The sequence below is a fragment of the Streptosporangium minutum genome, assembly GCF_002149035.1.
GTDB classification, from domain to species: Bacteria; Actinomycetota; Actinomycetes; order Streptosporangiales; family Streptosporangiaceae; genus Streptosporangium; species Streptosporangium minutum.
This window is the reverse complement of the sequence record NZ_NGFP01000039.1, coordinates 31881-47105: the sequence shown is the minus strand read 5'-3', so window position 1 is coordinate 47105 and position 15225 is coordinate 31881. Positions and strand designations below refer to the sequence as shown.

Below are 15225 nucleotides of genomic sequence, written 5' to 3'. Positions count from 1 at the left end.
CACCCGTACGGCCCGCCGCCCCCTCGCCGGGAAGGACACCGCCGCTCAGGAAGGACACGGCGACGGCTCCGACGAGGGAGAGCGCCGCCCCCGCGGCCCACCGCCACATCGCCGGCAGGTCACGGGTGGTCACCACCGGGTCGGGGGGCAGGCCGTAGACCTCGGGCTCGGCCAGCAGCAGGAAGAACGCCGCGGCCCCGCCCACGCCGTCGTCGGGGCTGTCGCCGTACAGCCGGGCCTCCGGCCTGCCCTCCCCGTGCAGCCGCTCCACCCGTTCCTCCGCGCGGGCCCGCAGCTCCTCCAGCGGCCCGAACTGGATGGAGTCGGTCGGGCAGGCCTTGGCGCAGGCCGGCTCCAGCCCGCCGAGCTGCCGGTCGTAGCACATCGTGCACTTGAACGCCCGGCCGTCGCGCTCCCTGCGGTCGATCACGCCGTAGGGGCAGGCCGGCACGCAGTAGCCGCAGCCGTTGCACACGTCCGCCTGCACCACCACCGTGCCGAACTCGGTGCGGAACAGCGCTCCGGTCGGGCAGACGTCCAGGCAGGCGGCGTGCGTGCAGTGCTTGCACACGTCCGACGACATCAGCCAGCCTTCGATGCCCCCGGACCCGTCGTCGCCGTCCCGGTCCTGATCGGCCGGGACCCGGCTCCGCTCCTCGATGAAGGCCACGTGGCGCCAGGTGCTCGCCCCCAGGCTCCCGGTGTTGTCGTAGGAGGTGGCCCGGAAGACGAAGCCGTCGTCGGGGATGTCGTTCCACTCCTTGCAGGCGACCTCGCACGCCTTGCAGCCGATGCAGACGCTCGTGTCGGTGAAGAAGCCGTACCTATGTGGTGCCACGTCCGTCACGGGAAGTCCTCGAATGATGAGTGTCCAAGTTTCTGCCCTGACCTGCGAAAACACTGAGGCTCTCTGAGCGGCTTGCCCGGGTCAGAGCCGGACAAACATCTCAACGACCGTCGTGACGGACTCGGCCACAAATCCCCCTGACAAATGCGAACGGCCCCAAGCCGGTGCTGGAACACCTGCTCAGGGCCTTGATCCCCCACCTGCAACACCAGGAGAGGACCCATGACCATTAGTAGCATCCCCGAGCCGGAGGATGTCTCCGCGCTCATCAGCGAGACTGAGGCATTCCTGGTCGCCCAGCAGCCTGTGACTTCGCCCACCGCCACCGCCCCGTCAGCGGCCGTGACCGGCGAGACCCGGCGCGTGCGCCAGCTCCGGGCCGAGGTGGCCGAGGCCAGGCTGCTAGCCGAGCTGCAGGACGACGACACCCCGCTGCAGTTGGACACCGTCCGCGTGCGCAAGCGCCGCCGGGCCGCCCACGAGGCCGCACGGCTTCACGAACTGGCCCAGGACCCGATGATGCGCGCCTGGCAGGCCTCCCGGATGCGCAAGCTCCTGGTGGCCGTGTCCCTGGTGTCGCTGACGCTCGCGCTGGCCTGGTCGACGGCCGGTGTCCAGGTGTTCGCCTCCGAGGGTGCTCCGGCCTGGTCGCCCTCGTGGGTGTTCGCCTGGCTGGTCGAGCCGTTCATGAGCATGGCCCTGCTGGTCGTCGTCGGCGCCCGTGCCTACATGGCCACCCACGGCCAGCCCATCGCGAGCAAGACGCTCACGCGGATCGAGTACCTGTTCCTGGGGCTCACGCTCGGTATGAACGCCTGGCGCCACCTCCCCGGCGTGGCCGCCGATTTCTCCCTGTCCGCTCTGGTCTTGCACACCCTCGGGCCCATCGTGGCCGTGGCCATCGTGACCGCTCTCCCGATCATCCTGGCCGCGTTCACGGCGCTGGATCACGGCCGGAGCACTGGCGCGGAGGCCTCCGACTACACTCCTCCGACGACTCGGCGGCCGTCGCCCTCCGCCCCTGCTGAGCAGCAGTGGGATAGGGGTTCGGACACCCGGACGTCTACCCCTCCGCGTGGCCGCTCCCTGGCCGATCACCGGACGGACCTGACGCTCCTGATCGCGAACGGCGATCTCCCGGCGAAGCCGTCAGCAGAGACCATCCGGAAGGCACTCGGCTGCAGCCGTGATACCGCCAAGGCCCTCCGCGACGAACGCTGAGCCTCCCCGAGATGACCCCGGCCCGCACGAGGGCCTGACGAAGCCACAGAGACAGTACGACCCCGGTCGGTGCGCCAACACCGGCCCGGGGTCTAGGGCCACCCCTGCACTACCAGGAGCGAACCTTGCCCAACCGTACCCCGGGATTCCGCCGGGCCGAGCTCCCAACCGATCACTTCACGACGGTCAGTAACAGGTGGGTCCGTGACAAGCGGCTGACCTGGAAGGCTCGCGGTGTCCTCGCCTGGCTGGCTTCCCACAAGGTGGGTTTCCGGATCTCGGAGAACACCCTCATCGCCGCTGCGCCGGACGGCCGTGACGCCGTACGCGGGGCCATCAGGGAGCTGGAGACGCACGGCTACCTCGTCCGGGAGCGTCAGCGCGCCAGCAGCGGGAAGCTCGGCCACGTCGACTACATCCTGTGCGACCCCTGGACGGCCGGAAATCAGCAGGTCAGCACCAACGACGGATTTTCCGTCACTGGTGGTACCGCCACCACCGCACCTCCGCCGGAAAACCCGTCACAGGTCACGACCAGCGGAAACGAGGTCAACGCCCAGGCCGCACCTACGACGGGAAACCCGTCAATGGCCGTGACCAGCGGAAACGACGCATCGTCGCAGGTCAGCACCAACGACGGATTTTCCACCCCTATAAGAAGAACAAACACCCAGAAGACCAAGAAGAAAATCAAGGACGAAAACCCGGCTGTTGATCTCGCCGTAGGCGCCGTTGCGGACCGTAACGCGCGCGACGCCGTCACGACGCCTCCGGCGAACCTGGAAGACCTTCCTCGGCTGGCTGGGGAAGTGCTCGGCAAGCTGCCGGACCACTACCGGACGGCTCCGGCCTGGCTGCGCTCCCGGCTGCTGACCAAGATCGAGGAAGCCCTTCACGCGGACAACGGCCCCGAGGCCGTGATCGTCTACACCGCCAAGTTCCTGGGCGACCCGAATTTCGGGGCCTACGAACGCCTGCGCCGGTTCGACGACGTGGTCCGCAAGCTCACCGCAGACGTCGCCGAGGGAGTCTCCTGTCCCTCCTGCGGCCTTGACGCTCATCACCCGTTCTGCACGGCCGGAGGTGCCTGATGACCGCAACCGAGATCGAGCGCCCGGCCCCGCATGTCCCGGATGTCGACGAGAGCCCCATGATCGACGCGGAGAGCGCGACAGGGCAGACCCTGGTCGGGAGGCCCGTTGATCTTCCCGAGGGCGCTGACGGCGATTCTGAGGCCGTCTACGCAACGATCACCGGCCGAGGGGATGTCCAGCGTCAGCCGATTCTCCCGGCGTGGGCTCGGTCGCGTCATGATCTGGCCGCTACGGCTCGCTGGTGGGCTGGCAACGTGGCCTACCGGATCGGGTACCACGCCTGGCACTCCCCGCTCTACGGCCTGCGGGTCATCCGCTGGACGCCGGTCGGCGGCGGGCGCCTGGTCGGCCGTACCTGGCGGTGGATGACCGACGCCGAGTCTCGGCCGCTGCGGCGGTCGATGGTCGTCGCCAAGGACTCGGACGCCTACCTCCGGCTGGTCAAGCAGCGAGACCGCACGGTCCGCCGTCGCATGATCGTTACGGCGTCTGGCCTGGCGGGTCTGAGTGGCGCCGGGGCCGCGTCGTGGACCCTGCTCCCCTGGTGGGCTCAGGCCATGCTCTACGGCGGCCTGACGGTCGGCCTGGCCCGCGCCGGCCGCCCTGCAGACAAGCCGCTCACCAACGTTGCCGTGACCGTGACCCGGTTCCACAGGCTGACGGCCGAGCGGGTTCGGGAGGCGCTGTGTGTCCTGGGCGTGACCGGCCTGAAGGACCCGAAGGCGATCACGTTCCCGACCGAGATCCACCGCGACGGCCCCGGCCAGCTCGCGCGGGTGAACCTGCCGCTCGGTGTGGAAGCCGTGTCGGTGGTCGAGAAGCGCGGCAAGCTCTCCAGCGCCCTGCGGCTCCCCGTTGACCAGGTGTGGCCGAGTGCCGGCCCGGACCACGCTGGCCAGCTTGACCTCTGGGTCGGCTACCAGCCCGCGAGCAAGATGCGCCCGCCGAAGTGGACCGTCCTCGCCGACGGCGCGCGTACGTCGGTGTTCGAGCCGGTTGCCTTCGGCGCCGACCAGCGCCAGCGCCCGGTGTCCTCGCCCCTGTTCTCGCGGAACTGGCTGATAGGAGGCATGCCGGGGTCGGGCAAGTCGTACGCCGCCCGCGCCCTGGCCCTGGTCGCGTCCCTGGACCCGACAGTGGAATTCAAGATCGCCGAGCACAAGGGCACGGCCGATTTCGCGGACTTCGAGCCGATCGCGTCGGAGTACTACTGCGGTGTCGACGACGAGGCGATTGCCGGAAGCGCCGGGATCATTGCGTGGGGCCTGGCCGAGGCCGAGCGGCGCGGCAAGCGGATCAAGAAGTACCGGGCCGAGGGACGTGCGCCCGAGGGCAAGGTGACGCCGGAACTGGCCACCGCTGGCGTCGGCCTTCACCCGGTCGTCATCCTGATCGACGAGGCGCACGAGCTGTTCCTGGCCGACAAGGACGCCGCCGTCGGCGCCGAGCGGCTGATCAAGCGTGGCCGGGCGCTGGGCCTGATCGTCATCCTGGCCACCCAGATCCCCGACAAGGACTCGCTGCCCCCGAACATCACCCGGTGCGTCAACATGCGCTGGTGCCTCGCGGTCCAGGAGCAGGTCGCCAACGACATGATCCTCGGCACCGGCTCCTACAAGCGCGGGATCACCGGTACCGCGTTCCGGCCGGAAATCGACGCCGGTTGGGGCATGGTCACCGGCCTGAAGGACCCCTCGGCCATCCGGTCCTACTACCCGTCCGAGTCCGAGACCAAGAAGATCCTGGCCCGCGCCGTAGAGCTCCGTGGCGGACACGTGCCGACTAGCGAGCAGGACCAGCCCCGGCTGGACATCCTGATCGACGTGGTCAGGGTGTGGCCGACCGGCCGGGCCGGCGTCCAGTGGCAGACGCTGGCCGAGATGCTCGCCGACCACCGGCCGGAGGCGTATGGGGACCTGTCGGCCGAGTCGGTCTCCGCGCTGGTGCGTGGTCTGGGAGTCCCGAGCGAGGACGTCAAGGCCGACGGGCGCGTCTTGAAGGGCTGCAAGCGGGCGGAGATCGACGCCGCCGTAGAACGCCGTGAGCTGACTGCCAGGTAGCGGCTGGCTCGGTGTCTCAGACCCCCCTCTGGGGCCGATTTCTGGGGCACCGAGCCCACCCAGCTACCCGCTACCTCGTGATGTTTTCGCAGGTTAGGGCGGTAGCGGGGCCTGGTAGCGGATCCGCTACCTCGATCAAGCCCGCTACCCCGAAAATCACCCCCGAAGGGAACCCTCATGAATGATCAACTGCTCGTCGCTGCGGTGGCCATCGGCGCTGTCTGGTTCGTCGGCCGGAGCGTCTTCCGGCACAACCTGACCCGGTGCCCGCGATGCAAGGGGACCAGGAAGATCCGCAGCTCGATCCTGTCCAGCCGGTACCGAACCTGTACGCGCTGCGGCGGCGCGGGTGAAATTCGGGCGTGGTTCGGCTCGAAGTAGGCCCGTACGTGCGAGAGCCCCTGTGCCAGCATCACGGCACAGGGGCTCTTGTCGTCTCGCCAGTCGAACGGCATCCGGATCACGACCCTGCCGGGGCGCCGATTTCGGGGTCGTGCTCGGGATGCCGGACGTGGAGGTTCTTCACGCAGCCAGGACAAGCCAGGCCGGACGCAGGATCGAAGGGGATTCTCCCGATAGCCGCGCTGACAGGCTTGACGTCCAGCCCGCAAATCGCCTCCGTCACCTCACGGTTGTCTCTGTTGCCTGGCACGGCGTGCCGGATCGCTCTGTTGGCCTTGAGGACCACGGGGAAGGCCTCGAAGCCAACCGTGTAGACAACGCGCTCGCCGCGCGCCCTCGAAGGGGTCGAGACCACCGTGAGGTCGGCCACGTGGATCGGCCAGCGTCGTTGCCCTGGAAACTCCTGTACGGGGTCGTCCATCTCGACCAGAGCGAAGGTAGACGCGCCTCGCTCGATGAGCCGGATCACGTACCCGAGGTTCCCGACGAGCCTTCGGGCCGACTGTGTGAAGGAGTGGCTGAAGAACAAGGAGTCGACGACCACTCGGCACCCAGGGGAGATGTCAGCGCTCACGCCGGTACGTCGTCTTCGGGCGGCTCGTACTCCCACGACCACGCTTTAATCCGGTTTTTCACAGCACGGATTCGTAGACGTGCTAGGTCATCGTCGACCAGGACCTGTTCACAGCCCTCGGCAATGGCCTTCTCGGTCAACAGGCCGGTGTAGCGCGCTTGCCACCCGACGTCGGTGTGCGCGACCTCGTAGCCCAGGATTTTCGGCTCATCGCCAGTTCCAACTCCCATACCCAGCAGGCTATGACGCGGTATAGAGCGGTGTACAGCGGTAGACCGCTCCCCATACGTTTATGCAGCTCAAGACCGTTCTAGATTGATTCGCATGGCAGATGTGCAGGGGATCCCCGACTTCGACCCATCAGATATGGCGTACGTCTACGCCCAGATGGCCGACCACATCGCTCTGCGCATCGCCGCCGGTGACCTCCGCCCCGGCTCCCGCCTGCCCGGGGAACGCGCCCTGGCCGAGGAGTACGGTGTAGCGCTCGGCACCGTACGGCGTGCCGTCGAGGAACTGCGGGACCGGGGGCTCGTTGTGACCCTGCCAGCCAAGGGGACGTTCGTCGCGGTCGAGGACGAAAACGAGTCGGAACCGTCCGGACCGGTCTGAAAATACTTACTACTCACCCCTATGGCGGGGGGCTGGCTGGCAAACCATCTCTACGCGGATTTGCCTAGGTCAGAGCCCTGTGCAGTGATCCGAGGTGGCCGTTGTGCAAGGCTGACCCGAGTTAGGATCTCGGTCCGCGTTTGCAGTAGTTCCGCCCCAACTGTGGGGAGGTCGTTTTCCGCATTTGCATGGTTGACGGATTCGGCAACATAGTAAGTATCTTTTCGTATGAGCCGATAAGGGGCCTCCTGCCTCGGCTGCACGTCAGCGATATGGCGGCCAGGCGTGTGGTGCGCTCGCCCTCGTCCAATCGGGTGTCGAGGAACGTGATCAACCAGGCGATGCCAGTCACTGTCCACCCTTAATTGGGCCCTCGGCGGCCTGCCCGCAGGTCTCACCAGAGCACTCCCGCTCGGCGGCCTGGTACAGGCGGTGCTGCAGGTGTTTGGTAAAAGCGGCCATGACGGAGGCGTGTAGCCACAGCGGCGGTTCTTCGGGAAGACCATGGCGATGCCGACGGGGCCAGGAGACCAGTGGCCCCAGATGGGCCATTGCGTAGGAGCAATCCTTCACCCGGGTTGAACTATTCCTCACTGGGTGTGTCGTTTCTTTAGCGGTACGTCGCGAAATGTCGGCGGCCTGCCGTACGGTCAGCCTTTGTTCACCCTCGTCAGGGACAAGGGTGACCGCGAAAACGCATCAGAAGGTGGGGCGCTTCGGCACTCAGCCTTCTTCCAAAACAAGCGGAAGGGCGAGTACGTGGTCGAACACATCGTTAAGCGGCTGGTAGAGGCCGTTAGCGAGGACCGGCCGGACGCCGGGGTCGGCGTGGAAACGGTCTATCGCCCGGCGGCCGGGGACAAGGTCATGCCTCCCTCGTTTCCGGGGAACAACGGGCCCTACCTGATGGAGACACGGTGGGTGGACGGTGAGGCGAAGAAGGTTGTGGTCCTGGATCAGGTGCCCTCGCAGGCCAACCGGGTCGAGGAGGCGTTACTCGCGGCCCGGGACGCCGGCCGCATCCAGCTTCCGCTGTTCGAGCTGATGGCTGAGACGAGCCGTGGAACGCTCCGTCTCACCTCGTTGGAGTTCCCACACCGCTACGCGGATGCCTACTTGCGCGACAGCATGGTGGACGGGGTGCGCTTCGACCGCAGCGAGGTCGGACAGCACCTGCGGCAGGTCAGCGCATTGGACGTTTGCCCTCTGTATGAGCGCGACCCGGGCTCGCTGCTGTTCGGTGCCTGGGACTCGCACCGGAAAGGCCGCTGGCCGAAGTTCGCCCGGATCTACTCCTCCTCGATCGTGGGCATCGACCCGCAGGAGGGGCAGCGCAAGGCAACGCGGGTAGACCCGCTCAACCTCACCGGAGCGATCGACGACAAGGCCAAGGCGGAAGCTGACTGGCAGTACGTGCAGGTCGGGGAGAAGAAGGAGAAGAAACAGGGCCAGCGACTGAGCGAAATCGGGCACGGCAACATCGCGCCTGGAGAAGCCCACGGCGGGGTTTCGATCATCGAGGCTCGCCGGTCGGGCTGGATCTCCCTGGCGGCGATCGAGCGGCTGCGGTTCGGTGATGCCTCAGCGGAAGCCGCCCAGCTGGCGAGGGCCACGCTGGTCGCTCTGGCACTGGCCGGGGATCGCCTGACCTTCGGCCGCCCGTCGGTCTGGCTGCGCTCAGGCTGCGACCTCGTTCGATCGGGCGAGATCTTGGCGTTCGAACAGGACGGGGGCGTCCGGGAGGAGTTCGCCCTGTCCGCGAGCGAGGCCATCGAGGTCTTCCACGAGCTGCGGGACCGCGCAGCAGCGGCCGGGGTGGTGATGGCCACGGATGCCATTCGGCTGGAGCCGATGCCGTCCCTGGCCAAGGCGATCGATGTCTCCACGACACAGGCCGCAGCGGAGGAGTAACCCCTAATGCCGTTGGCAATCACGGTCCGCCTGCGGGCGGGCCGCTACGAGGCGGCAGGGACGCGGCCGTCGCAGGCGGAATGGCCCCCTCATCCCGCGCGGCTGTTCTGCGCCCTGGTGGCGTCCGCCATGGATGACAACGATTGGGCGACGCTGCGCTGGCTGGAGGCGGCGGGCGTCCCCGAGGTGTGGGCCTGCGAAGCAGCCGACCAGGAGGCCGTCGAAGGCTATGTGGTGACCAACACGATCGAGCAGAAGGGCGGCAGCCAGTCCTGGCCCGGACGGACTAACGGGTCACGATCTCGGGTCTCGGCCATTCCCCAGGTTCCGGCGTTCACGATCGTGTGGGCGCACGCCACCCCCGACGGCGACACCCTGGTGTGCCTGCGCAGGCTCGCCCGGCGCGTGCCGTACGTGGGTCGCGCGACCTCGACGGCGTCCCTCAGCGTGGAAGCCGAGATCGACGAGCCGGGGCCGGAGTGGGCGCGCTACGTGCCCTCCCGTATCGGAGAGCATGCGCTCGCCGAGCTGCGGATCCCCTACCCGGGCTACACCGACCAGCTCCAGCATTCCTATGCCGACGGTCAGCGCGCATGGGCCGTGGCCCGCAGTGTCCCCTACACCGTCGCCGGCCGTACGGCGGAGCCCGCGGTGGTGGAAGGACCCTTCTCCGACCTGCTCGTTTTCCGCTTCGCGCCCCGCGTGGTACAGCCGGCCGGAGACTCGCTCCTGACGATGACCGCGAGGCTGCGCCAGGCGGTCATCCAGCGGATCGGCGACGACGTCCCGGCGGAGGTGTCCGGCCACGGGGCCGAGGATCGGCCGCACCTGGGCTATCTCGCTCTGCTCAACACCGGGCACGACAACGCGGACGGCAATGTGCTCGGTGTGGCGCTCGCCGTGCCTCGCCAGATGGATCCCGGCAGCCTTGACCGGCTTTTGGAACGGACCGTCGATGACCCGATCCGCCGGTTGACGATCCGCCGGGACCAGGCGATCCCCGTGGAGCACGACCCGTATCTGACCACTCCGCTACGGCTGACCCCCGAGTGGTGGATGGCGGCTCCCCAAGGGAGTCGCGGCTGGGTGACCGCCGCGCCGCTGATGCTCGACCGCTACCCCTCCCGGAAGCAGGACGCTCGTGATCTGGTCTTTCGGAGCCTGGCCACCGCCGGATACCCCGAACCGGATGAAGTTGAGATCTCCCCGGCGGCATTGACCCGGGGGGCCGTGCACCGGCCGCGCAAAGGCACGATCCCCGAAGGCCGGCCGGTCCGTCCGATGGTGCATGTGCGAGTGAGGTTCGCTCAGCCGGTTGTTGGCCCCGTGCTGGCGGGGTCGATGCGCTATCTCGGGCTGGGATTGTTCGTACCGGACAGGAGCAGCCGATGAGCCAGTTGACCGCAGCGGACTTCTCCGAATTCCTACAAGAAACTCACGGCCGAAAGCCGTTCCCCTGGCAGCAGCACCTGGTTGAGCGCGTGCTGACCGAGGGGCGTTGGCCGGATGTCCTGGACGTCCCGACCGGTCTGGGCAAGACCACGATGATCGATATCGCGGTCTTCGTGGCCGCGGCAGGCGTTGAGTGCGCGCGCCGTCGGCTGTTCTTCGTGGTGGATCGCCGCCTGGTCGTCGACGAGGCGTACGAGCACGCCATTGCGTTGGCCGGGGCGCTCGCCGAGCCGAAGGGGCCGATCAGCGCCCATGTCGCGCAGGTACTGCGTCAGAAGAACGATGACGGGCCGGCGCTGCAGGTCACCCGGATGCGCGGTGGCGTCACGTGGTCGTGGCGGTGGCTGGAGCGTCCCGACCGGTACGCGGTGGTGGTCGGCACCGTCGATCAGATCGGCAGCCGCCTGCTGTTTCGCGGCTACCAGGTCGGCCAGCATCTGCGTCCCATCGACGCCGCACTGACCGGCACCGACAGCCTGATCGTGATCGACGAGGCGCACCTGGCTGAGCCGCTGGTCAAAACGCTCCGAGCTGCCTTCATCGCGGACGACCCGCAGATCGTGGTGGGGCCACAGCCGACGCTTATCACCATGTCGGCGACCACGCCTGCGGCCGAGGGGCAGCAGGTGCACCGAGCCGACACCGACGACCAACACGAGATCGCCCGCCAGCGGCTGGCCGCTCCCCGCCGCCTCCATCTCCTCCAGCCGGAGGTGACCAAGAAGAACGCCGGCGCCGTGATGGCCATGACGATGGCCGCCTGGGCGAAGGCTCTGGTTGGTGACGCCCAGTCGGGGCACGTCGTCGCCGTCATCTGCAACACGGTCGGCCGGGCGCGTGCCGTACACACCCTCCTGCAGGGCGGCGACGCTGATGTGGAGCTGCTGATCGGCCGCAGCAGGCCGATCGACCGGGAATACCTGCTCAGGCGCTGCTACCCCCGGATGAAGGTGGGCCGCACCCGCGCCGCCGGGAAGCCGTTGATCGTATGTGCGACCCAGACGGTGGAGGTCGGCGCCAACATCGACGCTGATCATCTGGTGACCGAGTCGGCGTCGCTGGCGGCGCTGATCCAGCGGCTGGGGCGGCTCAACCGGCTCGGCAAGCTCACCCGAGCTGATGCGGTGGTGGTCCATGACGCGAGCGTCGGGCCAGACGATCCGGTGTACGGCCCGGCCCGTCAGGCTACCTGGCAGTGGCTCAGCACGCTGACCGCACCGCTTGAGTCGAACCAGTTGGGCGATGGAATCGACGTCTCGCCGCTGGCCCTCCGCAGGCTCTTGGAGCCCCTGGATTCGACTGTGCGGCAGGGCATGCGCGAGCCGCTGCCCTATATGCCCGTGCTGTTCGACCAGGTGCTGGACGCCTGGGTGCGGACATCGCCTATCCCGTACCCCGACCCGCCGGTCGCCCCCTACCTGCATGGGATCGATCGGGGGAGTCCCGACGTCGCGGTGGTCTGGCGATCGGGGCTGGTGGAAGGGGAGCCGCAGGCGTGGCCGTCGACGGTCATGGAGATGCCGCCGTCCACCGAAGAGGCCGTCGAGGTCTCCTTGCACGCGGTGCGGCAGTGGCTGGCCGAGGAGGAGAGCAGCGACCCGCTGGGCGATGTGGAAGGCGCGCCGCAGGATGAGGATCCGCCGCCGAGCCGGTTTTGGCGGCTGAACCAGGTGGTGTGCTACCGGGGCAAGGATGATGTCACGCTGATCAGCCCTGCCGAGATCCGGCCAGGTGATCTGATTGTGGTGCCCTGTGAGCAGGGCGGTTGCGACGAGTACGGCTGGAATCCCACGTCCACTTCCCCTGTGCTTGATGTGGCCGATCTCGCCTATCGCGGTGGCCGCCCCGCTGTACGGCTCGGCCCGGCAATCGTTGACGCCGCTCGCCGTGAGTCTCCCGCTATCGGGCAAGCGCTGCGGGACCTGATCGACCAGACGCGCGCCGACCTGGCCGACGACACCCCACCCGCCGCCGGCGTCTACCGAAAAGAGCTCCAGCGCATCATCGACCTGCTGCCTGCGGAGGACCTGGAGAATCCGTTACCGCTGGCCCGTAACCTACGTGCTCTGACCCGCTGCACGGTCACCTTCACGGACAAGGCGCCTTATGTGGCGCTGCTGACCACCAAGGGCGGGGCATGGGTCGGGGACGCTGATGCTTGGGGCTCGTCCGTAGCCGGTTCCGGCAAGAAGATGACCCTGCATGTCCATGAGCGCGCCGTCGCCGACCGGGCCGAGGAGTTCGCTCTCAATCTCGGCTTGGGGCCGGTGCTGGTCAACAGTGTGCGGGTCGCGGCGCTCTGGCATGACGAAGGCAAGCGGGATGCCCGCTTTCAGGCGATGCTGCATGGCCGTCCCCCTCGCGTCCTGCGCAGCGGAACCCGCCGGGAACTGCTGGCCAAGTCCGGGCTCGATCCCGCCGACCGAGCCGCCTACCGGCGGGCCAAGCTCATTTCGGGGTATCCCGACGGGATGCGGCACGAGGCTCTGTCGGCCCGCATCGCCCACCTCCACCTGGAGGCCGGATCCCACGATGTCGATCCCGACCTCGTGATCCACCTGGTCGCGGCCCACCACGGCCGCAGCCGCCCCCTGCTGCCGCCCATCACCGATCCCGCTCCAGAAACCGTCCACATCGACGAGTTGTCGGTCACCCTCGACACCGGCGAAACCCTCGACTGGGACGCGCCCCGCAGGTTCGCCGAACTCAACCAGCGATACGGCCGCTGGGGGCTTGCCCTGCTGGAGTCCGTCGTGCGACTGGCCGACATCTGGTGCTCCGAGCGTGAAGAGGAGGGCACACCGTGAACACCGTCGACCTGCCGGCCTTGGACGGCCGTGACCCGCTGGGATTCCTCGCCACCCTGGGCCTGCTACGGGTCCTGGGAGAACAGGTCCGGCTCAGCTTCTCCGACACCACCGGCTGCGCTCAGATTCACGGCGACTTCCACGACACCGACGAGATCGCAGGCGCGCTGCGAGACATCGTCGAGGCCACCGACGATGACGCGGCACTTCCCGCGCTGGGACCGAAGTTCCCGCTCCGCCCGGCTCCCCCGAGCCGAGCGCATGGGGCGGACAAGGCCGACGAGAGCGACCCCATGCGTGTGCTCCGTCCGGCGTACGGCGAGCATCTCTATGCCCGGGTGGAGCCGCTGGGAAGCGCGGCCGTCGAGTGGCTGTCCTTCCTGGTGACAGATCTGGCCGTGGATCGCGCCGGCCGTGCCGCGCTCACGCCGTACATGGCCCCAGCCGGCAAGCAGACTGTCTGGACCTTCTTCCGTAAGTCCCTGGAGGTGGTGCGAGCAGAACCATCCCGGCTGGCCGAAGCCTTGACCGGGTGGCGCCGGGTGGACGGCTTCACCGGCGAGTACCTCGACCACCGAGTCCTGCGTAGCGCCGCTGACCACCCATCGGGAAAGTCCATTCCCGCCGGGGTTCCCGGTGCCACCTGGCTGGCCACCCAGGCGCTGCCCCTGCTCCGTGTCACCGGAGACGGCCAGAACGCTTCCGCGACGCTGTGGCACCGCCACAACCGGCGCGCGGTCATGATCTGGCCTCTGTGGAGACCCGCCCTCGATGCCCATGCCGTTCAAACGTTGCTCGACCACCCACTCCTGCGGCCCACCCCCTCGCGGCAGGGGCGGCCCGTCACCGTCGAGCGCAAGCGTCTTCTCCCGCTCGGTGTCTTCGACGTCTACGGGGCAGAACGGCAGTCCATCGAAGGCGGCAAGAGTGCCGGTGTCCTTGTCCCGATCCGCATCGCTGATCAGCCAGACTGATCCTTGGTCCGGCTCTTTTGGTTCAAACGCTCCTTGACAACATCACAATGGCTGTCTCCCGTAGGTTTCTGATGCGCAGGTTCGGAACCTCAAGTGCACATGCTTTCCCAGGGGGGTTCCGAACCTCAACAAGGTCATTCGGTGGACAAATCAGTCGGCTCAAGCGTGTTTTACTTATCGCTCTAAGTAGTAATTGCAGGTTGCGGAGCGCTTCACTCCGGCTTCAAGGCCGGACCTCATTGCGGCCTCTCTCAAGCGGCAGTGACCGTCATCCCGGCGCGCTTCACTCCGGCTCCAAGGCCGGACCTCATTGCGGCTGAGTGGCCGTGATGGCCGGCGTGGGGATGTTCGCTGGCTTCACTTCGGCTTCAATGCCGGACCTCATTGCGGCAGCATGTCCCCGGACCACTGCGGCCCGGACGAAGGTGCTTCACTCCGGCTTCAAGGCCGGACCTCATTGTGGCCGCGAGGTCATGGAGCTGTGCCTGCACACGGCCGAGGCTTCACTCCGGCTCCAAGGCCGGACCTCATTGCGGCGCTAACAACGCGGCACTGACGGCGCTGCCGGAGGTGCTTCACTCCGGCTCCAAGGCCGGACCTCATTGCGGCCACCCGGCCTGCTCGAACTCGGCGCCGAACCGCAGGCTTCACTCCGGCTTCAAGGACGGACCTCATTGCGGCGGTGATCGCAAGACGTGGGTCACCCAACCGGCCCGGCCGGCTTCACTCCGGCTCCAAGGCCGGACCTCATTGCGGCTAAGGCTAATCGGTGTCATCTCCGCGGGCCCAGCGCTCCCAGGGCTTCACCTCGGTTCCACTGCCGAGCTTCATTGCGGCAGCGCGTCAGCCGCGCGCTCTCCCAGCTCGATGTAGCTTCACCTCGGCTCTACTGCCGAGCTTCATTGCGGCGATCAGATTGTCTGCTGGTCGGAGCAGGAACGAACCGCTTCACCTTGGCTCCAAGGCAGGACCTCATTGCGGGGTGGGTGCGACGGCGGTGATGCTGGCTCGGCCTACCGCTTCACTCCGGCTCCAAGGCCGGACCTTATTGCGGCCCGGCCCGGGGCGCCGAGTCGCCGCGAGCGCGAGCGCGCTCCATCCCGGCTCCACTGCCGAGCTTCATTGCGGCCAGTCCTGGCTAGCCGAAGCGGCTAGGTTGGGGTAGCTTCACCTCGGCTCCACTGCCGAGCTTCATTGCGGCTTGGCCAGCACCGAGATCAGGCCGCCGACCCGAACCGCTTCACTCCGGCTCCAAGGCCGGACCTCATTGC

General features: G+C 67.8%; 12 protein-coding genes. 9 read left to right on the top strand and 3 right to left on the bottom strand.

All coding sequences use genetic code 11. From position 1 onward, the window contains the following. Positions 1 to 847, bottom strand: an 847-nt coding sequence (locus CA984_RS11525; RefSeq protein ID WP_423229298.1) for a 4Fe-4S dicluster domain-containing protein, incomplete at its 3' end; no start/stop codon positions are given. Between the two features lie 222 nt (positions 848 to 1069). Here CA984_RS11525 and CA984_RS11520 point away from each other — a divergent pair. The 4 genes from CA984_RS11520 to CA984_RS45460 all read left to right on the top strand — a co-directional run bounded on the left by CA984_RS11520 (position 1070) and on the right by CA984_RS45460 (position 5603). After that, positions 1070 to 2068, top strand: coding sequence for a hypothetical protein (locus tag CA984_RS11520; RefSeq protein WP_086571113.1), 999 nt, complete (start codon positions 1070 to 1072; stop codon positions 2066 to 2068). 125 nt (positions 2069 to 2193) lie between these two features. Continuing rightward, positions 2194 to 3159 carry a hypothetical protein gene (locus CA984_RS11515; protein ID WP_086571111.1) on the top strand — a complete coding sequence of 322 codons (966 nt, stop codon included), beginning with the start codon at positions 2194 to 2196 and terminating at the stop codon, positions 3157 to 3159. Continuing rightward, positions 3159 to 5222 (top strand): P-loop NTPase family protein, encoded by a 2064-nt coding sequence (locus CA984_RS11510; protein ID WP_133061633.1) that lies wholly within the window; start codon positions 3159 to 3161, stop codon positions 5220 to 5222. Before CA984_RS11515 ends, CA984_RS11510 begins: the two co-directional genes overlap by 1 nt. Positions 5223 to 5399: 177 nt before the next feature. Beyond that, positions 5400 to 5603, top strand: coding sequence for a hypothetical protein (locus tag CA984_RS45460; protein WP_133061632.1), 204 nt, complete (start codon positions 5400 to 5402; stop codon positions 5601 to 5603). 79 nt (positions 5604 to 5682) lie between these two features. Here CA984_RS45460 and CA984_RS11500 read toward each other — a convergent pair whose 3' ends face one another. Both CA984_RS11500 and CA984_RS45455 read right to left on the bottom strand, forming a co-directional pair. Beyond that, a complete protein-coding gene (locus CA984_RS11500) occupies positions 5683 to 6198 on the bottom strand; it encodes a hypothetical protein (protein ID WP_133061631.1) in 516 nt (171 codons plus the stop codon). Then, positions 6195 to 6428, bottom strand: a complete 234-nt coding sequence (locus CA984_RS45455; protein WP_133061630.1) for a hypothetical protein — start codon at positions 6426 to 6428, stop codon at positions 6195 to 6197. Before CA984_RS45455 ends, CA984_RS11500 begins: the two co-directional genes overlap by 4 nt. A gap of 94 nt (positions 6429 to 6522) precedes the next feature. Here CA984_RS45455 and CA984_RS11495 point away from each other — a divergent pair, with 94 nt between their 5' ends. From CA984_RS11495 to CA984_RS47810, 5 genes are all read left to right on the top strand, one after another. Further along, positions 6523 to 6810, top strand: coding sequence for a winged helix-turn-helix domain-containing protein (locus CA984_RS11495; protein ID WP_086571101.1), 288 nt, complete (start codon positions 6523 to 6525; stop codon positions 6808 to 6810). A 657-nt stretch (positions 6811 to 7467) separates the two neighbouring features. Further along, a complete protein-coding gene (gene cas7g, locus CA984_RS11490; protein WP_242675885.1) occupies positions 7468 to 8721 on the top strand; it encodes a type I-G CRISPR-associated RAMP protein Csb1/Cas7g in 1254 nt (417 codons plus the stop codon). A gap of 6 nt (positions 8722 to 8727) precedes the next feature. Next, positions 8728 to 10113: a type I-G CRISPR-associated protein Csb2 gene (gene csb2, locus CA984_RS11485; RefSeq protein ID WP_086571097.1), complete on the top strand. Its 1386-nt coding sequence runs from the start codon at positions 8728 to 8730 to the stop codon at positions 10111 to 10113. Beyond that, entirely contained in the window at positions 10110 to 12980 is a 2871-nt protein-coding gene (gene cas3g, locus CA984_RS11480) for a type I-G CRISPR-associated helicase/endonuclease Cas3g (RefSeq protein WP_086571095.1), read from the top strand. The genes csb2 and cas3g overlap by 4 nt, the downstream gene beginning before the upstream one ends. After that, positions 12977 to 13954 carry a type I-G CRISPR-associated protein, Cas3-extension family gene (locus CA984_RS47810; RefSeq protein WP_086571093.1) on the top strand — a complete coding sequence of 326 codons (978 nt, stop codon included), beginning with the start codon at positions 12977 to 12979 and terminating at the stop codon, positions 13952 to 13954. Before cas3g ends, CA984_RS47810 begins: the two co-directional genes overlap by 4 nt. Positions 13955 to 15225 lie beyond the last annotated feature (1271 nt).

Excerpts from the sequence above, each read along its gene's own strand:
- CA984_RS11520 (WP_086571113.1), top strand. The coding sequence starts at position 1,070 with ATGACCATTAGTAGCATCCCCGAGCCGGAGGATGTCTCCGCGCTCATC.
- CA984_RS11510 (WP_133061633.1), top strand. The coding sequence starts at position 3,159 with ATGACCGCAACCGAGATCGAGCGCCCGGCCCCGCATGTCCCGGATGTC.
- CA984_RS45460 (WP_133061632.1), top strand. The coding sequence starts at position 5,400 with ATGAATGATCAACTGCTCGTCGCTGCGGTGGCCATCGGCGCTGTCTGG.
- CA984_RS45455 (WP_133061630.1), bottom strand. The coding sequence starts at position 6,428 with ATGGGAGTTGGAACTGGCGATGAGCCGAAAATCCTGGGCTACGAGGTC.
- CA984_RS11495 (WP_086571101.1), top strand. The coding sequence starts at position 6,523 with ATGGCAGATGTGCAGGGGATCCCCGACTTCGACCCATCAGATATGGCG.
- csb2 (WP_086571097.1), top strand. The coding sequence starts at position 8,728 with ATGCCGTTGGCAATCACGGTCCGCCTGCGGGCGGGCCGCTACGAGGCG.
- cas3g (WP_086571095.1), top strand. The coding sequence starts at position 10,110 with ATGAGCCAGTTGACCGCAGCGGACTTCTCCGAATTCCTACAAGAAACT.